At 44.6% G+C, this 23,837-nt stretch carries 19 protein-coding genes; all 19 read left to right on the forward strand.

Annotation, left to right across the window (positions count from 1 at the left end):
• The 19 genes from mshL (at position 1) to BCU07_RS00215 (ending at position 23,766) form a co-directional block, all read left to right on the forward strand.
• A complete protein-coding gene (gene mshL / locus BCU07_RS00125) occupies positions 1 to 1,638 on the forward strand; it encodes a pilus (MSHA type) biogenesis protein MshL (RefSeq protein WP_017065932.1) in 1,638 nt (545 codons plus the stop codon).
• 53 nt (positions 1,639 to 1,691) lie between these two features.
• On the forward strand, positions 1,692 to 2,531 hold the full coding sequence (locus tag BCU07_RS00130; RefSeq protein WP_017061348.1) for an ExeA family protein: 840 nt from the start codon (positions 1,692 to 1,694) through the stop codon (positions 2,529 to 2,531).
• A 2-nt stretch (positions 2,532 to 2,533) separates the two neighbouring features.
• A complete protein-coding gene (locus BCU07_RS00135) occupies positions 2,534 to 3,709 on the forward strand; it encodes a tetratricopeptide repeat protein (protein ID WP_102428424.1) in 1,176 nt (391 codons plus the stop codon).
• Positions 3,699 to 5,423 (forward strand): GspE/PulE family protein, encoded by a 1,725-nt coding sequence (locus BCU07_RS00140; protein ID WP_017061350.1) that lies wholly within the window; start codon positions 3,699 to 3,701, stop codon positions 5,421 to 5,423. The genes BCU07_RS00135 and BCU07_RS00140 overlap by 11 nt, the downstream gene beginning before the upstream one ends.
• Before the next feature lie 12 nt (positions 5,424 to 5,435).
• On the forward strand, positions 5,436 to 6,659 hold the full coding sequence (locus tag BCU07_RS00145; protein ID WP_017061351.1) for a type II secretion system F family protein: 1,224 nt from the start codon (positions 5,436 to 5,438) through the stop codon (positions 6,657 to 6,659).
• 3 nt (positions 6,660 to 6,662) lie between these two features.
• Entirely contained in the window at positions 6,663 to 7,118 is a 456-nt protein-coding gene (locus BCU07_RS00150; RefSeq protein ID WP_017068728.1) for a hypothetical protein, read from the forward strand.
• A 79-nt stretch (positions 7,119 to 7,197) separates the two neighbouring features.
• Positions 7,198 to 7,773: a prepilin-type N-terminal cleavage/methylation domain-containing protein gene (locus tag BCU07_RS00155; protein ID WP_102428423.1), complete on the forward strand. Its 576-nt coding sequence runs from the start codon at positions 7,198 to 7,200 to the stop codon at positions 7,771 to 7,773.
• Positions 7,774 to 7,808: 35 nt separating this feature from the next.
• A complete protein-coding gene (locus BCU07_RS00160; RefSeq protein ID WP_017061354.1) occupies positions 7,809 to 8,327 on the forward strand; it encodes a type II secretion system protein in 519 nt (172 codons plus the stop codon).
• A gap of 150 nt (positions 8,328 to 8,477) precedes the next feature.
• Positions 8,478 to 8,969: a prepilin-type N-terminal cleavage/methylation domain-containing protein gene (locus BCU07_RS00165; RefSeq protein ID WP_102428422.1), complete on the forward strand. Its 492-nt coding sequence runs from the start codon at positions 8,478 to 8,480 to the stop codon at positions 8,967 to 8,969.
• Positions 8,966 to 9,535 carry a prepilin-type N-terminal cleavage/methylation domain-containing protein gene (locus BCU07_RS00170; protein WP_102428421.1) on the forward strand — a complete coding sequence of 190 codons (570 nt, stop codon included), beginning with the start codon at positions 8,966 to 8,968 and terminating at the stop codon, positions 9,533 to 9,535. The genes BCU07_RS00165 and BCU07_RS00170 overlap by 4 nt, the downstream gene beginning before the upstream one ends.
• Positions 9,535 to 10,281: a prepilin-type N-terminal cleavage/methylation domain-containing protein gene (locus BCU07_RS00175; protein WP_050645578.1), complete on the forward strand. Its 747-nt coding sequence runs from the start codon at positions 9,535 to 9,537 to the stop codon at positions 10,279 to 10,281. Before BCU07_RS00170 ends, BCU07_RS00175 begins: the two co-directional genes overlap by 1 nt.
• Positions 10,271 to 10,708 (forward strand): MSHA biogenesis protein MshP, encoded by a 438-nt coding sequence (locus BCU07_RS00180; protein ID WP_102428420.1) that lies wholly within the window; start codon positions 10,271 to 10,273, stop codon positions 10,706 to 10,708. The genes BCU07_RS00175 and BCU07_RS00180 overlap by 11 nt, the downstream gene beginning before the upstream one ends.
• Entirely contained in the window at positions 10,705 to 15,105 is a 4,401-nt protein-coding gene (locus BCU07_RS00185; RefSeq protein ID WP_241910055.1) for a DUF6701 domain-containing protein, read from the forward strand. Before BCU07_RS00180 ends, BCU07_RS00185 begins: the two co-directional genes overlap by 4 nt.
• Before the next feature lie 150 nt (positions 15,106 to 15,255).
• The gene (locus BCU07_RS00190) at positions 15,256 to 16,299 is read left to right on the forward strand and encodes a rod shape-determining protein (protein WP_017062957.1); all 1,044 of its coding nucleotides are present in this window, start codon (positions 15,256 to 15,258) and stop codon (positions 16,297 to 16,299) included.
• Between the two features lie 94 nt (positions 16,300 to 16,393).
• Entirely contained in the window at positions 16,394 to 17,281 is an 888-nt protein-coding gene (mreC, locus tag BCU07_RS00195) for a rod shape-determining protein MreC (protein ID WP_004735927.1), read from the forward strand.
• Positions 17,271 to 17,759, forward strand: coding sequence for a rod shape-determining protein MreD (gene mreD, locus BCU07_RS00200; protein WP_017061361.1), 489 nt, complete (start codon positions 17,271 to 17,273; stop codon positions 17,757 to 17,759). Before mreC ends, mreD begins: the two co-directional genes overlap by 11 nt.
• 7 nt (positions 17,760 to 17,766) lie before the next feature.
• Positions 17,767 to 18,390 carry a Maf family protein gene (locus BCU07_RS00205; RefSeq protein ID WP_102428419.1) on the forward strand — a complete coding sequence of 208 codons (624 nt, stop codon included), beginning with the start codon at positions 17,767 to 17,769 and terminating at the stop codon, positions 18,388 to 18,390.
• 20 nt (positions 18,391 to 18,410) lie between these two features.
• Positions 18,411 to 19,880, forward strand: a complete 1,470-nt coding sequence (gene rng, locus BCU07_RS00210; protein ID WP_017061363.1) for a ribonuclease G — start codon at positions 18,411 to 18,413, stop codon at positions 19,878 to 19,880.
• A 10-nt stretch (positions 19,881 to 19,890) separates the two neighbouring features.
• Positions 19,891 to 23,766: a YhdP family protein gene (locus tag BCU07_RS00215; protein WP_102428418.1), complete on the forward strand. Its 3,876-nt coding sequence runs from the start codon at positions 19,891 to 19,893 to the stop codon at positions 23,764 to 23,766.
• The last annotated feature ends 71 nt before the right edge of the window (positions 23,767 to 23,837 follow it).

The following is a 23,837-nucleotide window of genomic DNA, read 5'->3' on the forward strand; positions in this document are numbered from 1 at the left end:
ATGCGTAAACTTGTAGTAGCAATCCTAGTGTCATCTTTAGTCGGCTGTTCGATGGGGCATAGAGATCCTGTTGAGATTAAAGAGTCTTTAAACGAATCAATTAATGAAGCCAATAGCAGAGCGCTTCATGAGCTGCCTTCGTCGGTTCAAGATGACCTTATGCCTCAGCTTAATTCTGACTCGATGTCTCCGGGGATGGAAACGGTTAAGCGTTTTCGTATTCAGGCAAAAGGCGTTGAAGCGAGAACTTTTTTTGCCAGCTTAGTGAAAGGTACGGAATATAGTGCGGCTATTCACCCAAGTGTGTCTGGAAACCTTACGCTTAATCTAACGGACGTGACGTTAGATGAGGTACTGGCTGTTGCTCAAGATATGTATGGCTACGATATTGAAAAGCGTGGCAAAGTGATTCAAGTTTATCCTGCCGGTCTTCGCACCGTAACGATCCCTGTCGATTACTTACAAGTTAAGCGTTCTGGTCGCTCACTAACGACGATCACCACCGGCACGATCTCTAACTCAGATTCGAATTCATCGAGCTCTTCAAACTCGAACTCAAACTCGTCAAATTCATCTAACTCTTCTAATTCATCAAACTCGACATCGAATGGTGGTACAGAGATTGAAACGACCTCTGAAAGTGATTTTTGGCCACAGCTTGAAGCGGCGGTTGCTCACTTAATTGGCTCGGGCGATGGGCAAAGCGTTGTCGTGACCCCGCAAGCGAGTGTGATTACAGTGCGTGCTTACCCTGACGAAATTCGTGAGGTTCGAGAGTTCTTAGGTATTTCTCAAAAACGCCTGCAGCGTCAAGTTATCCTAGAAGCCAAAATCATGGAAGTAACCTTGAGTGATGGTTACCAACAAGGTATTAGCTGGTCTAATTTATCTAAGTCGATTGGCAGCGGCGGTGTGGTAATTGATCGACCTGGTGGAACTTTGCCTCCATTAGATGCGATCAGCTCTTTGTTAGGCGGGCAAACCAACGTAACGATCTCAGATGGCAGTTTTGAAGCGGTATTGAGCTTTATGGATACTCAAGGTGACCTGAACGTTCTATCAAGCCCACGAGTCACAGCTGCAAACAACCAGAAAGCGGTTATCAAAGTGGGTACTGACGAATACTACGTGACGGATTTATCTAGCGCGGTAGGCAGTGGTGACAACGCGAACGTCGCACCTGAGGTTGAGTTAACTCCGTTCTTTTCGGGTATCTCCTTAGATGTGACCCCTCAGATAGATGATAAAGGTAGCGTATTCTTACATGTTCACCCAGCCGTTATTGAGGTCGAGGAAGAAGTGAAAGAGCTCAACCTTGGTTCTACAACGGGTGTGGTGCAGCTTCCTTTGGCGAAAAGCTCTATTCGTGAGTCTGACTCAGTGATTCGAGCTCGAGATGGCGATGTGGTTGTTATTGGTGGTTTGATGAAATCCAACACCAGTGATGTGACCTCTAAAGTTCCATTCCTCGGTGATATTCCAGCCTTAGGTCATTTGTTCCGTAATACCAATCAGTTAACGCAAAAAACTGAACTCGTGATCTTGCTTAAGCCAACGATCGTGGGTGTGAATACTTGGCAAAATGAGTTGGAGCGTTCACGTGATCTTCTTCAGCAGTGGTTCCCTGATGAAGAGTAATTGCTTACTTTCTCAATATAGAGTGGCAGTGTCTCACTAAGCTAGGTCGTCGTATGTATCAAGCTCACTTTGGTTTTGAACAACTGCCATTTACCTTAACGCCGAATACCGATTTCTTCTATGGTTTAGCGCCTCATTTCGAAGCGATTCAGACGGTAATCTCGGCGTTGGAAATGGGCGAGGGCGTGATTAAGGTGACCGGAGAGGTAGGCACTGGAAAAACCATGGTTTGCCGGATGTTGGTCAATCACCTACATGACTGTACAGCTCTGATCTACTTACCAAACCCTGTGTTATCAGGGGCAGACTTGCGCCAGGCGGTTGCAACAGAGCTTGGTTTAGCTGTCGATAATGAAGCAACCTTGGTTGATAACATTCAGCATAAGCTCATTGAATTGCACAATTCTGGTTTAAGAGTGGTGGCTATTCTTGATGAAGCTCAGGCTCTATCGGATGAAGCGCTCGAAACATTAAGGTTGTTTGGTAACCTTGAAACGGAAGATAAAAAACTGCTGCAGATTGTTCTATTAGGTCAGCCAGAATTGGATGCTCGATTAGAGGCTTATCACCTAAGGCAGTTTCGCCAAAGAATCACATTTAGTTCGACACTGAGACCGCTGAATCTCGATGAAACGGTGGCTTATATTGATAATCGAATCGCTAAATCTGGTGGCAGCCCTGAGTTATTCAGCTTGAATCAAAAAAAGGCGATCTGTCGTTCGTCGTTAGGTATCCCTAGATTGATAAACCAACTTTGCCATAAGGCTCTATTGCTTTCGTTCAGTGAAGATAAGAAAAGTATCGACAACCAACATCTTTTTTCAGCTATGCATGAAACGTACGATGTGTGTAAGCCTAAATTTAAAACGCCAATACTGTGGGGTTGGAATTAATTATGAGCGTCATTAACAACGCCTTGTCTGAATTGGCAAAGAAAAAATCAGCGACTTCGATTGAAGCGGCATTCGTACCTAAAGTAAAAACGCGTTCCCCCCTAGTTTGGGTTGTTGCGGGTTTTACTTTGAGTTTAGCGATGGGCGGCTGGGCGATATCGCAAGGCCCTGTGATTGATCAGTCTATTGTTGAGCAGTCAATCTCAACTCGAGATTTACAGGTTCAAGTCTCTGTCGTTGATGATTCAAATGGCATTCAGGAAGTTGCTCAACCTATCTCATCGCCAACTAAGAAATTGGTGACACTAGACTCTGCGATCCTTTCAACAGAAAACACTGCGATGGCAAAAAGCGCTCAATCTAAGCCTAGTGTTTCCGAATCAGTTGTTATGTCTGCCCCAAAAGCGACAAAACAACAAACACCGGCTAAAGCTCTAAGCGTGCCTGAAACGACTAAGACTGAAATTCCCCAACCGATTTACGTTGCTAGTGTGGCAAAAAAAGCCCCTGCGTCTATCTCTAATGAGCCTGTAGCCTCTGGTGATTCAGAAAATAGCGGAATGTTGATCGAACAGGTTGAGTTAACTCCGGAACAGCTATCTGTGAATGCACAAGGTCGAGCTCAGAAAGCGCTTGATGCGAACGATCTTACTGGTGCGTTGAAGGGCTACACTGAAGCTCTACGCTACACGCCACGAAATGAAGATGTCCGTCAGAAACTTGCGATTCTCTATTTTGGTAAAGGCGATACTCGCAAAGCCTATGAGCTTTATCAGTCTGGAATTAAGCTCAACATCAACAGTGAAAAATTGCGATTAGGGTTATCTAAACTGCTGGTAAAAGCGAATCAATCAGAAGCGGCGCTGAGCCCTTTAGTACACATGCCTCCGCATCCAACTCAAGAGTATCTAGCAATGCGTGCGGCGTTGAGCCAAAAATCACAGCAAGAAGAAATCGCACTCGAGAGTTATCAAAAGTTGGTTGAAGTCGATTCAGATAACGCTCGCTGGTGGTTGGGCTTAGCGATTCAGCAAGAACGCCAGTTAGACTTCGCTGCAGCAAAACAATCATATCAAGGTGCGTTGACTAGAGTCGGTATCTCATCTCAATCACAAAGCTTTGTGCGTGACCGGTTAAAAATACTCAATGCTTTAGAGGAGAGCGGCGATGCAAATTAGATTAAGAAAAAGACTTGGTGATTTGCTTGTCGAAGAAGGCATTATCACTGAGGCTCAAGTTGAACAAGCACTGGCCGCTCAGAAAAGTACTGGGCGTAAGCTGGGTGATGCGCTAATTGAGCTTGGCTTCTTGTCAGAGCAGCAAATGCTGAGCTTTTTGTCGCAGCAGTTAGCGATTCCTCTTATTGATTTAAGCCGAGCCGTTGTCGATGTTGAAGCAGTACAGCTTTTACCCGAAGTACATGCTCGTCGCCTTCGTGCATTGGTTATTGGACGCCAAGGTGACACTTTGCGTGTTGCAATGAGTGACCCTGCGGATCTGTTTGCCCAAGAGTCTTTGCTTGGTCAGCTCGGCGATTACGCGCTGGAATTCGTTGTTGCTCAAGAAAGGCAATTGGTTGATGGCTTCGATCGCTATTATCGAAGAACCAAAGAGATTGCCTCGTTTGCTGAGCAACTTCACGCTGAACACCAAGTTAATGATGCCTTTGATTTCGATATCGCTGAAGAAGACAGTGATGAAGTTACCGTCGTTAAGCTGATCAACTCGCTATTTGAAGATGCTATTCAGGTTGGCGCTTCGGATATCCATATCGAGCCAGATTCAAACGTATTGCGTCTTCGTCAGCGTATTGATGGTGTGCTGCATGAAACATTGCTGAATGAGGTGAATATTGCTTCGGCACTTGTACTGCGCTTGAAGCTGATGGCAAACCTCGATATTTCAGAGAAACGTCTTCCTCAAGATGGTCGCTTTAATATCCGAGCTAAAGGTCAGTCGGTTGATATTCGTATGTCGACCATGCCAGTACAGCACGGTGAATCAGTGGTTATGCGTCTTCTTAACCAGTCAGCAGGCCTACGTAAACTAGAAGAGTCGGGCATACCGAGTGATCTGTTGGTTCGTCTGCGTCAACAATTGCGCCGTCCACATGGCATGATTTTGGTTACCGGACCAACCGGCTCAGGTAAAACAACAACCTTATACGGCGCGTTAAGTGAATTAAACGAACCGGGTAAAAAAATCATTACTGCGGAAGACCCGGTGGAATACCGCCTACCTCGTGTGAATCAAGTTCAGGTAAACCCTAAGATCAATCTCGATTTCTCTACTATCTTGAGAACCTTTCTACGTCAGGATCCCGATATTATTCTTATCGGTGAGATGCGTGACCACGAAACCGTTGAGATAGGCTTGAGAGCTGCACTGACCGGCCACTTAGTATTAAGTACGTTACATACCAATGATGCGGTAGACAGCGCGTTGCGTATGATGGATATGGGTGCTCCGGGTTACTTGGTCGCGAGCGCTGTTCGAGCAGTAGTCGCACAGCGATTAGTTCGTAAAGTGTGTACAGATTGTAAGGTTGAGGATGAGTTAGATGAACCTCGCAAGCAATGGCTGAGCGTCCGTTTCCCTAACCAAGTAGGTGTGCCGTTTATGAAAGGCCGTGGTTGCCAGAACTGTAACTTAACCGGTTACCGCGGGCGAATTGGTGTATTTGAAATGTTGGAGCTAGAGCAAAACATGATGGATGCACTGAGAGCTAATGATGCGGTAGGTTTTGCTCAAAAGGCGAGACAGTCTGAAAACTATAAACCGTTATTGGCTTCTGCGATGGAATTGGCTCTGCAAGGTGTCGTGAGTCTTGATGAGATAATGCATCTTGGCGAAGGTGATGCGTCCGGTGCCACTGACCCAATTTATCTGTAGGGGTAGAATGATATGCCAACGTATCGTTATGTAGGTCGCAGCTCTGATGGTAGTCAAGTAAGTGGGCAATTAGACGCGAATAACGAAGATCTTGCTGCTGAAAGCTTGATGAGTAAAGGGATCATTCCAACCTCTATCAAACTGGGCAAAAGTGGTGGTTCAGTCTTAGATATGGATGTATCGAGTCTGTTCTTTCCGAGTGTACCGTTAGAGGTGTTGGTTCTGTTTTGTCGACAGTTATACAGCCTAACCAAAGCGGGTGTACCACTATTAAGATCGATGAAAGGCCTCACTCAAAACTGCGAAAATAAGCAGCTGAAAGCCGCCTTGGAAGAGGTGGTTGCTGAGCTAACTAATGGTCGCGGCTTAGCGGCGTCAATGCAGATGCACCCAAAGGTATTCAGTCCGTTGTTTGTCTCGATGATTGGCGTTGGTGAAAACACAGGCCGTCTAGATCAGGCTTTACTGCAATTAGCTGGATATTACGAACAAGAAGTTGAGACTCGCAAACGAATTAAGACTGCGATGCGTTACCCAACATTCGTGATCAGTTTTATCTTGATTGCAATGTTCATTCTTAACATCAAGGTTATTCCACAGTTCTCAAGCATGTTTGCGCGCTTTGGTGTCGACTTGCCGCTGCCTACTCGTATCTTGATTGGTATGTCTGAGTTCTTTGTGAATTACTGGGGCTTAATGCTTGGAGTGATCTTTGGTCTTATCTTCGCTTTTAAAGCTTGGGTGAAGACAGACAAAGGCTTGGAAAAGTGGGATCGATTACGCTTAAAAATGCCGGTCATTGGCGGGGTAGTGAATCGAGCACTGTTGTCACGCTTCTCGCGTACTTTTGCTTTGATGCTTAAAGCGGGTGTTCCACTGAACCAGTCGCTAGCGCTTTCGGCGGAAGCTTTAGATAACCGTTTTCTAGAGTTGCGAGTTCAAGCCATGAAATCGGCCATTGAAGCCGGTAGTACGGTTTCGTCGACCGCGATTAACAGCGAAATTTTCACACCGCTCGTGATACAAATGATCTCCGTCGGTGAAGAGACGGGTCGTATTGATGAGCTATTACTTGAAGTGGCTGATTTTTATGACCGCGAAGTCGATTACGATCTGAAAACCTTAACCGCCAGAATTGAACCCATTTTGTTAACCATCGTTGCAGGCATGGTGCTGATTTTGGCGCTAGGTATCTTCTTGCCGATGTGGGGAATGTTGGATGCGATCAAAGGCTAGGGAATGCTAAATAACCTACAACGCTCACGTTTTGTTATTTGGACAGTGGTTATTCTTTTTCTTATTGTCGGTGTGCTTTCGGCATTCAAAACGGTAGAAGAAGAAGCGACTAACACGGCATTTATCGTCGCGAGCAAGCGGATTTTAGAGCAAGCCAATTTGTTCAAACAGCAGTATTTGTTATCGGGTGCTGGGCAAGAAGAAGGCTCGGAACCCCCAAAGATCTACAGCAGAACTGGGTGGGTAATGCCTATCCAAGGTACGGAGCGAGACTGTAATTATTGGCTGGATCAATTATATCCTCAAGGGAGCATTTTAGGGCTAAGCTCTCCAAGAGTTGAAGATAAAAGTGACAACAGACACTTTCACTGTAGTTATCATTATACTGATAAATATCAGGTAGATATATTACTTGAAAGAGAAAGGTTTAGTGTAAAAGCCAATATTTTGGCTTTGTGAAAATATTGACAGTTTTAGTATGGTTTTATACGTGCGCGAATGTATAATGCGCGTTAATAATTAGATGAGTAGGTAGAAAATGCTTAAGAATCAAAAGGGTTTCTCCCTTGTCGAATTAGTGATAGTGATCGTAGTTGTTGGTTTATTGGCAGTGGCGGCTTTACCCCGCTTCTTAGATGTGACAGATGAGGCTAAAAAATCCAGTATTGAAGGCGTGGCTGGTGGTTTTGCAACCGCAGTATTATCAGCAAGAGCACAGTGGGAAGCAGAGGCTAGGCCATCAGAGAAGATAGGTGTTGAAACATACAATACTGTAAACTATGATGGTGTTGATTTTTGGTTAACAAGATCAAAAAACAGTAACAATGTCGATACCGATTTTAGAGATGGCTATCCGTGGACTCTGAACAATAATTCGAGCACTGCTCCACAAGATATTTCAGACCAAACATGTTCTGAGTTGATGGAAAACTTGCTGCAAAATCCACCTAAAGTAGGTGCGGTTTCAGATGTAGCGAACGACTCAAACTACAAGTATTCAGCGCAAGCAAATTCTGGTGATGCAACCTGTACTTACGTTCAATTAGAAGGTAGTACCGAGCATGAATTTGTTTACGAAATTAAAACTGGTCGTGTGACCGTAACTTTGCAGTAAGTCTGCGTAAAATTAAACATAGAGAGAGCTTAACTATGAAAAGACAAGGCGGTTTCACCCTAATCGAACTAGTGGTTGTAATTGTTATTCTAGGTATTCTTGCTGTAACTGCGGCACCGCGTTTCCTAAACCTGCAAGATGATGCTCGCACTGCAACATTAGAGGGCTTACGTGGGGCTGTAGCAGGAGCCATGGGGATCTCTTATGGTAAAGCGGCAATCAACGGCATTGAAGCTACAACATATACTGCTTTTACTGATGATGATAATCCAGGTACTGTAGTTGAAGGTATAGCACATAGTTTTGGTTACCCTGTTGCTGTTAACGATGAAACTGCTAACCAAGGCGGTATCATGCAAACCTTAGATGTATCAAATGAGTTCGTGGTTTTAGATAGCTCTGAAGATGATGCAACTGACCCTACAAATACTACTATTGACATTGGTATAGACGGATACACTGTGCAATGTGTTCAGTATACAGCAGCTATTGATGCGAATACGCCTGCGACTGTATTGATTGTTGATGGTGCCGATGGAAACTGTGGCTTATAATCTCCAGTGAATATTATCTAGATTTTAGGCCGGCTTTTGTCGGCCTTTTTCTTCCTATCGCTCATAAATATTAAAACTATTCATATACATAAGATCGTAAACTTCGTTATCTTGTATAATCAGTATTCGCTTGGCAGTTAGAGGCTCATTATGGATAGCAGCCCCATACCCAAAGGCTTTACTCTAGTAGAGCTGATCATCGTTATCATTATCCTCGGTATTGTTTCTACCTTTGCCGCGAGCCGCTTCGTAGGTACCTCTAGCTATTCCACTTTTACTGCGCAAGAACAAGTCATCTCCGTTATTCGTCAAATCCAAGTTAATCGAATGCAATCAAACGTTTCTGCTGCGAATAATAGCTTTCGTCTTGCTATCAATAGTGACTGTCTAGGTTCCGTAACAGCTTGTCGTTTAGACCTGTCAAATAGTGCTCAGAAATCACAAGCCGATGCGCGTAGTGATTATGTGCGTATATCAGATATAACGTTTTCTCCAGCGAATACTGTTATCGACTTTGATTTATTGGGAAACCCTTCAGTAAGTGCTGGAGTGGACATTACGATTAACTCAACCACTTCGAGCAATAGCGCCCAAGTCTGTATTAATTCTCAAGGTTATGTACGTGAGGGAGCATGTCTATGATTCGCTCACGTGGTTTTACTCTGATTGAAAGCATTGTTGTGATTATCGTTTTGGGTATTGCGATGGTCACGATTACTAGTTTTTTAGCTCCTCAAGTGGCGAGCTCCGCTGACCCTCAATATCAAAACCGCTCAGTAGCTTTAGGGCAGAGCTTAATGAATCAAATATTGGCACGTGGTTTTGATGAACACAGTGATTTTGATGGTGGTCTGGTGCGTTGTGGGGATGCAGGTGCGACTGCTTGTTCTGCGCCTTATGAACTTGGTATTGATGGCTCAGAGGCAACGCCCGCTGCGTTTAATGATGTCGATGATTATATTGGCTGTTGGTACACCGATACCACTGAATCAGCATGTGTATCACCTATTAAGTACCCACTTGCTAATATCCTAGATGAAAATATTGAAGGCAGTTATGCCAATTTTAGAGTTGAAGTCTCCGTATTTTACGATCAAAACATGGATGGTATTAACGAGAATGCTATTGGCACGATGAAGCGTGTTGAGTTACAGATCTTTGGTGGCAACAACCGCTACAGCGTTATCGCTTACAAGGGGAACTACTGATGAAGCAACGTGGTTTTACCTTAATTGAGATGATTGTAACGATTGTCGTCGTAGGTGTGATTGGTTTAGCGATCGCAGGCTTTGTTGAATACGGCATGAAAGGTTATGTCGACACTATCGATAGACAAAAGGTGCAAGTAAAAGGGCAGTTTGTTGTTGAGAAAATGTCGCGAGAAATCAGTCATGCGGTCCCTAATAGTTTTGATTCGAGTATTACTCCGGCTTCGGTTTTTGCTCAAAAATGTCTTACCTTTTACGCTATTAAGTACTCAGGCTTTTATCACCTTGATGAAGCGACAGATGAACTGAATTTTATTATCGGCCAAGACTCCCCAATACTCGATGCAGATGATTTCCTTATTATTAACCCAACCGCGTACTCGGAGTTGGTGGCTGGTTCAACTAAGCGAATTCCTGTGTCGGGGTTAGTCTCAACGAGCAATGTGTTTACCGCTTCTTCGGTAAGTTTGAGTAGTCAATCTATTGCTAAACGTCATTATATTTACGATGACAGTGATAGTGCTCCGGTGAGTTACTGTTTAGTAAACGATACTATTCAGAATCAAGGTTTAATCCAGCGTAACGGAGTCACTGTGGCGGATAGCATCAATTATGCCGACAGTAATTTTCGTTACGAAGAGCCAAGTTTACAAAGAGGTGGCGTGATTCACATCGATCTTGTACTTGAGCAAAACAACGAAGTAAGTGTTTACCAACAAGATGTGCAGGTACTTAATGCGCCATAGTAAATCATCCCAAAAAGGCAGTGTTTTGGTCGTTGCAATATTTGTTATTGTGGTGATGGGCTTTCTTGCGACTTCTTTAGTGCAAGTACAATGGTCAAACCACGATACATTGACGCGTAAACAACTTGGAACACAGGCTTGGCTATTAGCACATTCCGCTAATGAGTGGGCACTCACTCAAGTTTATCCATTAACGGTTTCGCCTGCGGTTTCAACCAGTGTGAGCACCGTCTGTGGTAACTTAAATTCAAACCAAGTGAGTAGTGGGATGTCGACTATCTGTGCAGTTGAAGAGTTAACTTGTACTCCGATCGGAATTTTAGATGATGTTGGTTTTTTTAAGATTGAATCAACAGCCGTTTGTGGTTCAGGTATTAACCAAGTGCAACGTAATCAAGAAGTGTGGGTGAAGGAGTCAATACGATGAAAGCATGTAGATATATTTTAGTTGCCTGTTTCTGCCTATTCCCTTTGATCGCGACAGCGTCGACTTGTAACGTAGATCCGAGCGGTGAATTTAAAATATCATTTAATATCAATTCCGCCCAGCTTGTTGAATCTGTGTTTGCAGAGCAAGAGCCCGGAAATAACCGCCCGGAATACACCATCTGGACCAATGATATTAATGAGCCTACGGTGGGAGATACGCCCTTTATTCGCGATCCTCGTTACATGGTTGGTGGGGGAGACTATAGTGTTCAACTGATTTATCAGCCGGGAGCGGGAAATGATGCCGGAACCGCAGACTACTACGTTGACGATGGGCAGGGTTTTACTTTTTTAGGCAATTACCCCGCAGACTTTAAAGGTATTCACCCGCAAAGCGTCGATATTAATAGTGGGGACAGTACTGAACTAGAATGTGACAGCTCGGATATCGAGCCACCGCCGGTTTATTCAAACGATGCTCAGTATGAATTTGGTATCGTTCAGTGCTCTGGTGGAGAATGTAAGATCCCACTGACTCAGTCTTATACCAACACGCCACTGGTGTTTGTGATGCCAACCATTGATTCAAGTGCCCCTGACGCGGATGCTCCTGCAACGTTAATGGTTACCGAGGTAAGCAAAACCGAAGCGACCATCAAGCAGATTAAGGCGCCAAAGAATGGCGGTGGTTCAGATTTAGATAGCCAACCGATAACAGAAGTCAGTTACCTTGCGATTGAGCCCGGTGTGGCCGATTTTAATGGCCATGAAGTCATAGCGGGTTATTTGAACACCGATGCAGCCAGTGCTAAATCAGGCTCAAATAGTAATGATAGAGTCCTTTATAGCGATTTTGGCGGAGCTGGCTTTTCTTCTAATCCGGTGGTATTGCATCAAATTCAAACTCGAAATAACAATGATAAATGGATGACCTCTGGCAAGGTTAGGCGAACCGATGAAACGTCATACATTGATTTGTTTTTGGAGCTAAGTGCTTCTCACCGCAGTAACGATGATTATGACGATGAGAAGATCGCGTTTTTAGCGACGTTAGCCACCAATACTAACCTTGATGTTGATGGTTTTAAGGTTCAATTTGCAAGAGGGTATGATACGCCAAGTCAAAGCGGTAATGACCCAATGTTGGATGGTTGTGAGGATAAGTATGCTACCACCTCTCTAACGAATATTGACGGGATCATAGCTAATAAACAAGAGAGGGCTGGTGGACACGGAGGCTGGCTACGTCGATGTAACATTAACACGAACCAAGTTAGCTTTGTTGTAGATGAGGACTTTAGAGACCGCACGCATATTCCGGAAGAAGTGGGTTACTTTGCGTTTGAGTTACCTGAGGTGGTTCCTGTTGCCAACGTGTGTAACTTGTTTCCCGAGCCCATTCAGAGTTGGACTGGTGTGAATAGCTCATTGACGGTTACCAGCCAGCAAACAAAATTTAGCGGCTGGTCTAATAACTATATTAATCAATCTTTAAAAAAGGTCTCTGAAGGCTATGAGCTCTTTAATGATAAATGGACAACAAAAGATGACTTTTTATTATTGGGTTTTGATGATGCGAGTGAGTTTTATCATATTTATAATTTTCCAGTGTGTGATGAACATCAATGTGATGTTGGTAATAATGATAGCCAACTTGAATTAAGAAAGATTAAAGGCAGTTACGTAACCTCTATTGCAGAAAAAAATCCATCAGAAAGTTTAACCATTACGGGCAAGGCTTCGGATATTTTGCAGAGCTGCGGAGCGGACTCAGAGATATGTTCTTACCAAATTAACGGTGAAACAATAGATGTTTTCATTGAGAGTAACTTGTCTAAGCTCGTTATCAACAAGCAGGGGAATGATTATAATCTAGTTCGAGTCGTCTTAGATGAAGACAGTTATATCTCAGATGTTAAAGTTAGTGGAGGGGCGGGTGTAGAACTGGTTTTTCCTGATAATTCCACGGTGACCTTTGATAATTATGAGCATGATGCAGGAGATTTGGTATATGCCTTTGAGGGCAACTCTCAAATAAATGTGATAACACGTATGAAGTTTAACTTGGCAGTTGATATACAATCTGACTTCGCTTATCCCATTATATACGCTCCTAAAGGTGAGGTCATATTTGACGTTGGGAACTCTACTTTCAAAGGATTTATTCTCGCAGATACTGTAGATTTAAATCAGACAGCTATTCATGGTGCCGTGACAGCGAGAGTCGCCGTGCTTGATAATGGTGTAACGATAATCAAACCTGATTATTCTTGTGAACCCCCAGTACAGCAAGGATTATTGGTTGTAGAACCTCAACAATTATATAGCCTAACCTGTGAGCGAATTCCGGTTGAGTTTCGCCTAGAAGAGAATGGCGAATTGGTCGACTCTAATGAGCAGTTTGAAGCGACGGTAACCCCAACGGGAACGCGATGGTGTACGGGTGAAGCTAACAATGCGTGTGAAACTCCGGATTATACGTTTGATGGTGGCATTCGAACCTTGTATTTAGACTCTGATACGGTTGGTAGTTTCAGTGTTGGGGGAGTCTACGATTCAGAGCCCGCAACATCGACACAAGTTTTTTATGTGCCCTATAAGTTTGATACAAGCCCAAGCCAAATACATATGAATGCAGCTCAAGACTCTCAAGAGTTAGTGGTAGAGGTGACGGCTCAAGCTTGTGATCAAGGCGTTGTTAGCCCAGTAAATGGCTATACTAAAAACTTATCATTTGATGCTTCTAAAGATTACTTTCTTGAAATGCCTACCCCTGAAGATGGATCACTTGATGACTTCTCAGTTACAGATCTAAATTTTGATAATGGTGGTGCTACAACTGAAGTAAATTGGAGCAATGTTGGGCAAGTTAATGTAGTTATCAATGATCCTAGCTTTGATTGTTCTGAAATTGAAGGGTGTCCTATTTATGAACAGCCTGATTCCGCAAGTTCGGGGTTGGTTGGTAGCTTTGTTGTCAAATCTAAACCTTATGAGTTTGCTGTATGTACTGATAGCGATTCAAGTGGAACGAGTACAGAATCCAGTAGTAGTGGCTTTGTTGCAGCGGGGGAGAGCTTTGATGTGGACGTGAAACCCATGATTACCGGAGCTAATGTAAATTCCGTATGTTCAAATAATGTAGGTGTTCCTTCGAATTATTTTGTGTCTCAAGCTTCGATCAGTGTTTCCCATTATTTAGACACACCAAGTGAGGGTGTACTTGGCTATTTGATGCCCGACACGATATCTCCGAGTATTTCAATTAGTGATCAGTCAAATGGTGGGTACCAACTTGATGGGTTAACCTACTCAGAGGTAGGAAGTTTTGAATTGGTTGCAATTGAAACGGGTAACTTTTATAGCACCATTGCCCCTCCAAATGGTGATTCAGGTGTCACTGGGTCTAAAACTATCGGCCGTTTTTACCCTAAATACTTCATACAAGGCTCCCCAGAATGGAATGTCGCTAACCAAAATGATATTGCATACCTAAGTCAACCTTATGATTCTACAGTTCACCAAGTGTATCCAATGGCATCAGGTGAGAGCGATACGGATAATGCGCTCAATAACTACAGGTTCTTCAGCTCAGATCTGCAAGCTAGTTTTGGTATTTTGGATGATGCCAGTGTCGATAATGGCTTTTTATTGGATACTGAGGCAGGCACTTGGTCTACTGATCGTAAGCATTGGTTGTTGAACGATAGTGCCGCTGTTCTTCAGCGAGTTACGGATTTGGATGACGTTAGCCGCAGAGATGCACCGTTTAATACTTCAGATGCTAACTCCACTATTACCCACTTTGGCTTGACTGTTGCAGGAGTTGATCCTGTTTCATTTACTGACTCTGATATTTTGACTGATTCTGTCGAGTTTCCGGTCCAGCCTCCAGCTCGTTATGGTCGAATGGTGCTAGATGATATTGGTGGCAATTCTGATACTACTCTAACTATTCCATTGCGCGCTGAGTTCTGGGATGGCAGCGAGTTTATTGTTAACGAGGATGATGACCGCAGTACCTTCAATGGGGCTAATACTTGTAAACAAGTTATTTGGCACAGTGAAGGGGCGGCAACCACTTTAGTTTCACTTAACGGTAGTGGAAATGTGGATGATGGAGAAGAAGAGGTCACAGCAAATCAAAATACGCCAGCAGGAACAGACGCGCCACGTGAGCAAGTTCGTCTGTGGTTAAGAATGGATGACTCTGAGCCTGATAGCGATGGCGGAAATAACATCTCATGTAGTGGCAGTGATCAAGATCAACCATGGCTACGTTACAACTGGCGCCAACTGGGTGATGAAGATCCATCCACCGTCGTCACATTTGGTATCTACCGTGGTAACGATCGTGTGATCTACCGAGGTGAAAGTGGCTTAACAGGTCAGTAATAATATAATTTTTGCCCCTTAAGTTAGGAATCTGTAAGAAATTGCGGGTTTCAGTCCATGTTTGTACTTCAATGCCTTGCCGTAACAGCAAGGCATTGGTACATTTAGTGCAATTTTTGTCTTCTAATTCTTGCAGGATGAGCGAAGAATATGTTTAAAAAACTTCGTGGCATGTTTTCAAACGACCTATCGATTGATTTAGGTACAGCCAATACCCTTATTTATGTAAAAGGCCAAGGCATTGTTCTTGATGAGCCTTCAGTTGTAGCTATTCGCCAAGATCGTGCGGGTTCTGCAAAGAGTGTCGCTGCTGTTGGCCACGCTGCTAAGCAAATGCTTGGTCGTACGCCTGGTAACATCTCAGCGATCCGTCCAATGAAAGACGGTGTAATTGCCGACTTTTACGTAACGGAAAAAATGCTTCAGCACTTCATCAAACAAGTGCATGACAACAGTGTGCTTAAACCAAGTCCTCGTGTTTTGGTTTGTGTACCTTGTGGTTCAACACAGGTTGAGCGTCGTGCTATCCGTGAATCAGCGTTAGGTGCTGGTGCTCGTGAGGTTTACCTAATCGATGAGCCTATGGCTGCTGCGATTGGTGCTGGCCTACGTGTCTCTGAGCCAACAGGTTCAATGGTTGTTGATATCGGTGGTGGTACTACTGAAGTTGCGGTTATCTCACTGAACGGTGTGGTTTACTCGTCTTCTGTTCGCATTGGTGGTGACCGTTTTGATGAAGCGATCATCAACTACGTTCGTCGTAACTACGGCAGCTTGATCGGTGAAGCGACAGCAGAGAAGATCAAACACGAAATCGGTTCAGCTTACCCTGGCGATGAAGTCGAAGAGATCGAAGTACGTGGTCGTAACCTTGCTGAAGGTGTGCCTCGTAGCTTTAGCCTAAACTCAAACGAAATCCTTGAAGCACTTCAAGAACCTCTATCTGGCATCGTATCTGCAGTCATGGTTGCACTTGAACAGTGTCCACCAGAGCTGGCTTCTGATATCTCAGAAAACGGTATGGTACTAACAGGTGGTGGTGCACTGCTTAAAGACCTTGATCGCCTGTTAACAGAAGAAACAGGTATCCCTGTTGTTGTTGCAGAAGAGCCATTAACGTGTGTTGCTCTAGGTGGCGGTAAAGCTCTAGAGATGATCGACATGCACGGCGGCGATCTGTTCAGCGAAGAATAATATCTAGTGTTAGGCTCTTTTCTTATCTAGTTTTATGTAAAGAGCCTAGGACCTTGTCTATAGGATCAAATGTAGCTCTAGGACCAAATATAGAATGAAGCCAATTTTTGGTAGAGGTCCCTCTCTACAATTGCGCCTGTTTTTTGCTGTAATTTTATCAGCCAGCCTTATGCTGGCTGATAGTCGTTTAGATGCTTTCTCAAATGTTCGCTATCTATTAAACAGCATGGTTGCGCCTATTCAATATGCAGCCAACTTGCCTCGCACTATGTTCGATGGTGTTTACGACCGTTTTAGCACTCGCAAAGGGTTAATTGAATCTAACCATAATATTAAACGAGAAGTCTTGCGTCTGAAGAGCGAGCTGATTCTGCTTGAGCAATATCAAGAAGAAAACAAGCGCCTTCGTAAGCTGTTAGGCTCGCCGTTTATCCGTGATGAGAAGAAAGTCGTCACAGAAGTTATGGCGGTAGACACTTCACCATATCGCCATCAAGTCGTGATCGACAAAGGTCAGATTGATGGGGTGTATGAAGGTCAGCCGGTGATCAACGAAAAAGGCATTGTCGGCCAAGTCACTTTCGTTGCTGCTCATAATAGTCGTGTATTACTACTCACTGATGCAAACAATGCGATTCCTGTTCAGGTTATTCGTAATGACATCCGTGTGATTGCTTCGGGCAATGGCATGATTGATGAGATCCAGCTAGAGCACATTCCAACCAGTACCGATATACAAGAAGAAGATCTGTTGGTGACATCAGGTCTTGGTGGGGTATATCCAGAAGGTTATCCAGTCGCCTATGTTACGGCCGTTGATTACGACCCGAAACGTGAGTTCGCTGTGATTAAAGCAGAGCCTGTGGTTGAGTTCGATAAGCTCAGATACCTGCTGCTTGTATGGCCTGATGAAAACAAACAGATGCAAGCGGATCAATCGAGCATAGAACAAGCATTGTTAGAGGGCGAAGATGGCCAATAGCGTTTTGAGAAGCAAGGTAGTAATTTTCTGCTCATTTTTAATAGCACTGATTCTGCAGACGATCCCTTGGCCTGGTAGCTTAGATTTATTTAGACCATCTTGGTTACTGCTGGTTACGTGTTACTGGGTTTTAGCTCTACCCCATCGTGTTAACGTGGGTAGTGCTTTGATTTTAGGCTTATTGTGGGACCTTTTGATCGGCTCTACTCTGGGTATTCGAGGCATGATGATGGCAATAGTGATGTACATTATTGCGATGAACTTCCTCGTCATTCGTAACATGGCGTTATGGCAGCAAGCGATGATCATTGCCGCGTTAACGGTCTTGTTTGAGGTGTTGATCTTCTTTGGTGAATATTTGATCCAAGATGTTGTTTTCAATCCGTTATCGTTATGGAGCGCATTGATAAACTGTATACTTTGGCCTTGGATGTTTTTATTAATGAGACGCGTGCGTCGCCATTGGCATGTGAGGTAGCGTGACGATGGAAAAGAAACATTTAGTTTTGGCATCCGGCTCTCCACGCCGCAAAGAATTGCTATCTCAACTCGGTTATGAGTTTTCTGTCCTCGTAACCGATGTTGAAGAGTGTAAACACGCTCAAGAAACCGCCGAAGAATATGTTAAGCGACTATCTTTAGATAAAGCTTTAGCTGCGTTGTCTTTATTGAAAGATAACCCTTCTGAAAGGCAGCATGTCGTTCCTAGTTCTGATACTGTAGTTCTTGGCTCTGATATAGTCGTTCTTGGTTCTGACACAGTCGTCGTAAGCCAAGGGCAAGTGCTTGAGAAACCCACCGATTTTGCTGACTCTAAGCGCATGCTTACTCAGTTAGCGAATGAACGTCACCAAGTGATGACGGCGGTTTCTGTGGTTTCAGAAGAAAAACAAAGAACAGAAATCATTATTACCGACGTATGGTTTAAACCCCTCAGTGAAAAAGAAATAGAACAATACTGGCAAACAGGGGAGCCATGCGATAAAGCCGGTAGCTATGGGATCCAAGGTTTGGGCGGACGCTTTGTCACCCGAATCGAAGGTAGTTATTACGCCGTTGTCGGCTTACCTTTATTTGAAACGGACCAGCTACTGCAAGAATTCTTATAATTACTAACCTGAGGTGCACCATGAGTGCTGAATTGTTGCTGAACGTGACCCCGAGTGAAACTCGTGTGGCCATGATTGAAGGGGGGGCTCTTCAAGAGATCCATGTCGAACGAGATGCTCGACGCGGTATCGTAGGAAATATCTATAAAGGACGTGTAAGCCGTGTTCTTCCGGGAATGCAGGCGGCTTTTGTGGATATAGGCCTTGAGAAAGCAGCTTTTTTACACGCCTCTGATATTGTCCCACACACTGAATGTGTCGCTGAAAACGAAAAGAAACAATTTCAGGTTCGTGATATTTCAGAGCTTGTCCGTCAAGGGCAAGACATTGTGGTGCAAGTGGTCAAAGACCCTCTTGGTACTAAAGGTGCTCGCTTAACCACTGATATCACTCTACCGTCTCGTTATCTGGTATTTATGCCGGGCGCAAGTCATGTTGGTGTATCTCAACGTATCGACAGCGAGTCTGAACGTAACCGTCTTAAAAAAGTCGTGTCTCGTTACTGTGACGAACACGGTGGCTTCATCATCCGCACAGCAGCAGAAGGTGCAGATTCAAATGAGTTGGCACAAGATGCCGCATTCTTGAAGCGATTATGGCTAAAAGTATTAGAGCGTCGTGGTAAGCACAAGGCGCGTACTCGTTTGTATGGTGAGCTTTGCTTAAGCCAACGTATCTTACGTGACTTCGTCGGTACTGAGCTGAGCAAGATTCAGGTCGATTCTCGTCTAGAATATGAAAACCTAAAAGAGTTTACCTCTGAATACGTGCCTGAGCTGACAGACAAGCTTGAGCTGTATGAAGGTGATAAGCCTATCTTTGATATGTACGATACCGAGAACGAAATTCAGCGTTCATTGGATCGTAAAGTCGAATTAAAGTCTGGTGGATATCTGATTATCGACCAAACTGAAGCGATGACCACGGTTGATATCAACACTGGCGCGTTTGTTGGTCGTCGTAATCTAGAAGAGACGATTTTCAACACCAATGTAGAAGCGACTCAAGCGATTGCTCGTCAGCTGCGTCTACGTAACTTAGGTGGCATCATCATTATCGACTTTATTGATATGTTGTCTGAGGAACATCGTAAGCGAGTACTAACTTCTTTAGAGGCTGCGCTCGACAAAGACCGTGTGAAAACCAATATTAATGGCTTCACGCAGCTTGGGTTGGTTGAGATGACTCGTAAACGTACTCGTGAAAGTATTGAGCATATCCTATGTTCGAGCTGTCCTGCTTGTGAAGGCCGCGGCAGTGTGAAGACAGTTGAAACCGTTTGTTATGAAATTCTTCGAGAGATCACGCGAGTGAATCGTGCGTACGACGCCGATAAATTTGTGGTCTATGCGGCAGCTGCCGTAGCTGAGGCGTTAGAGGGCGATGAATCTCATGCGCTTGCGGAGCTTGAAGTCTTTATTGGTAAGCAAGTTAAAATCCAGGCTGAGCCTCTGTACATACAAGAGCAGTTTGATGTTGTTATGATGTAATGGAAATTTTGTGAGCTCAAGCGTTACTCTGATTCTACGTGCATGTTTATGGTTAGTGGTTACTCTCTTAGTAACGCTAGCCATTGCCGTTACTACACTGCGTGTAGCCTTGCCCAATTTAAACAAGTATCAATCTGAAATTGAGCTTTGGGTAAACCAACACTCCGGTTTTGATTTTTCGATTCAAGACGTGGGCGGTTTTTGGCGTAACACTCACCCCTCTATTGCTCTGCAAGGCGTTAAAGCCAGCCTTCCCAATGCGGAAGATGTGAGCTTTTCTGTCGAGCGTGTTGAAGTCGAGTTTGACTTGATTCAATCGGTCGTACAGATGCGCCCGGTTGTGGCCGAGTTGGTCATGAATCAAATGTATCTTGATATCCGCTCAATTGAGCTGTTTGCTGGGCAAAATGGCAAAGATGAGCCTAAAGATTCTGGCTCTTCCCAGCGAGCGATGCAAGAGCTCGATAATTTACTGCTAAAAACACTCGTCGATGTAACTGCAAAAGATTCTTCTATTCTTTATCACTCTGTTTCGGGTGAAGAACGTCAGCTCGATATAGAAACCTTAAAATGGCAAAACTCAGACAAACATCACCTTGCTGAAGGTGTGGTGAGTATCAAAGGTGCCAATCTAAACTCTCTGTCAGTGAGTGCTAACTTTATTGATGGTGGGTCACTGACTGATGTGACTGGTGAGTTTTATGTCAGTGCCGACAGCATTTCTGTTAAGCCATGGCTTACGCATTATATGCAGGCGGAATCCGGCATTGAAACGGGTACTGTGAGCTTGAATAGCTGGCTTACGCTGCGAAATAGCAAGCCAGTGAGCGCTTATGTTGAGGTTTTACCCTCAGAACTGGCGTGGAACGAAGATGGCGAGCATGACCTCATGCTTGAGTCCGGTGTCTTTAAGTTGTCGCCGACTGATGATGGTTGGCAAGTAAATGGTCACTCACTAAACCTTAGAACGGATGACACACCTTGGCCGGAACTCGACGTAGCGTTCAAGTGGAATCAAGGTCCATGGCAACTCAACATTTCTGAGCTGGATATTGCGACTATTACTCCGTTGATTAAGCTGCTGCCTGACTCTGAACAATCAACCAAAATGATTAACGTATTGGCGCCGGGCGGCTCTGTTTCTGATATCCGTGTTTCCATGGGTTCGGGAATTGACAGTTTACGTTATTCAGCCAGTTTTTCTGATCTTGCTATCGAGCAGTGGGAACTAGTCCCAGGCTTTAGCCAAGTGTCTGGTAGTGTGTTTGGTTCGGCCTCGGAAGCGAAAGCTAGCCTGCATGTTATTGACGATGTGTTCCCTTATGGTGACGTATTCCAAGCGCCTTTGAATATCAAACAAGGTCAGGTTGATATTGTTTGGCAGCAAGATGAAAACGGCTGGAAGCTGTGGTCAGACAAAATCACAGCTGCCACCCCCGATTTACAAGTACTAGGCGCATTCCGCTTAGACTTCCCAAAAGATGCGAGCCCGTTTTTATCCTTCTACGGCGAAGCGGACGCTTACAATGTCGGTGAAACATGGCGCTACTTACCTACACTGGCTCTTGGGCAAGATCTAACAGACTACCTTTCAACTGCGATTCAAGCCGGTAAAGCGGATACCGTAAAACTGTTGTGGCATGGTGATTTGTCTCAATACCCATACACTAACCACGATGGTATTTTCCAGGTTTGGGTTGGCTTAGAAGATGCGAAATTCAGCTTTGATACCGCGTGGCCACTGATTACTGATCTTCAGCTTGATCTGTTGTTTGAAAATGATGCGATGCATCTGGATTCTCGCTCAGCTCAACTGATGGATGTGACGGCAGATCGAATCACAGGACGCATTCCTTATTTAGGGGAAGGCGGCCATATTGAAATTGAAGCTAAAGCGACGGCGTCTGGCAACGCAGTACGCGATTACATGACGTCTTCGCCACTGGTGGGCTCGGTAGGCGCAGCCTTAACCGCACTTCAAGTGAGTGGTGATGTCTCTTCTGAGTTCCAGCTGAATATTCCGTTTGATTCTGAAAAAGAAGCAAGAGCATGGGGTTACGCCGACTTAAGTGGCAACCATGTTGAGATTGAAGCGCCGCCAATGGTGCTCGAGAACACCACGGGTCGAATTGAATTTGATAATGACGTAGTGACGGCAAATGGCCTCGCTGCGGATCTGCTTAACCAAGGTATCTCGCTTGATTTTAAGGGCCTTAATGATGGTCCTGGCTATGCAGTTGATATTGATGTGTTAGGTGATTGGGACGTCAAGCCTCTAGAACCTTACATCGGTGAGCAATGGTTAAGCCGCTTATCAGGTCATGCGCAATGGCAAAGCCAGATTGATATCCAGCTGAATGATATCGGCTTTACCTACCAACTAGACTTACAGTCAGACCTAAAATACTTGGCGAGTGATTACCCATATCCATTGGCGAAAAAATCACTAGAAAGTGGCTCTGCAAGGCTACAGGCATCGGGTAACCAAGAGACGATTACCGCGCGCCTGCAATTGCCAAACACCAAGTACCAAGCTGAGATTGATATCACAGGCGACGTGCCTGAGTTAACGGCGACCAACTTAGTGCTTGGTCGCGGTGGCTACAAAATTAGCCCGGTGGTGGGCCATCACGCACTGATTCGTACAGACAAATTCAATGCCGATGATTGGTTATCGGTTGTAATGGAACCGGTAAAGCCTTCAACGGCTGTACTTAGTCAAATGAACACGCCAACCATACCTGCGCCAAGCCGTATTACCTTTGAGAGTAAAGAGCTGATCTTGGGTGGTATCTCTTGGAATGACGTCGATTTTAGTGCTCGTAAGAACAAACAGGCGTGGCAAATGGAAGTGTCTAGCCAAGAGCTAGAAGGGGATATTAACTACCTGCCTCCTTATGATTTGACAGTTTCACTGGATCGTCTGCATCTGTTTGTTCCTGAGTGGAGTGATAAGAACAACCAAGATCAGCAACTGCTGCAACGTAAAGAACAAGCTGCGCCATTGATATCCAAATTGGATAGAGAGATCCACGATGCGATGCCAAACCTGACCCTGACGCTGAACGACTTTTGGCTGCAAGGCTACAAGGTGGGTAAGGTCGATGTTGAAATGACGAGGAACGAAGATCGTATCGAGTGGAACAAAATCCAGGTGCGAAGCGGCGGTAACAAAGCGGATGTGAGTGGCTGGTGGGAACTGCAAGGTGACAAGAGTCATTCATCGTTAACCGTTGATGTTGAAGGTGAAAACAACAGCGAGCTCATGGAGCGCTTTGGTATTACTTCCGGGATTCAAAAAGCGCCATTCGCGTTGGAAGGTCAACTAAATTGGGATGGTTCGCCTTGGGGAATCAAAATGGATACCCTTGATGGCAACGTTAAAACCAAGTTTGGTAAAGGCATTATCTCGGATGTGAGCGGCGCAGCTCGATTACTTGGCCTGTTTAGCCTAGATTCGATCATCCGTAAGATGCAGCTCGATTTCTCAGATGTGTTTGATAAAGGTATGGCCTTCAACAGCATCACCGGAACGGGCGAGATTCAAAATGGTATCTTCCTGACCAATGATCTGAACATGGATGCGGTCGCAGGTGAGATGAAAATCAAAGGTATCGCTAACCTCAACACGCGTCAGGTTGATGCTGAGGTGAACTTTACCCCAGATATTACCTCGGGTATTCCCGTATTAACGGCCTTTGCGGTAACCCCTCAAACGGCGCTGTACGTATTGGCGGTGACCACGGTTATCTCGCCAGTTGTGGAAGTCTTTACCCAAGTAAATTATTCGGTGAAAGGACCATTGGATTCACCAACGGTGAGCGAACTTTCTCGTAGCTCTGGCGAGTTTCAGCTGCCAGAGAAGCTGAGAAAATTAGCCGAATAGGCCTTAAATTAGCCGAAAAGACCTTATGCCCGAGTCAGCGAATATACGGTGAAATGCTGATTTCTGAATCA

Source organism: Vibrio sp. 10N.261.54.E10, assembly GCF_002877735.2.
GTDB classification, from domain to species: domain Bacteria; phylum Pseudomonadota; class Gammaproteobacteria; order Enterobacterales; family Vibrionaceae; genus Vibrio; species Vibrio crassostreae_C.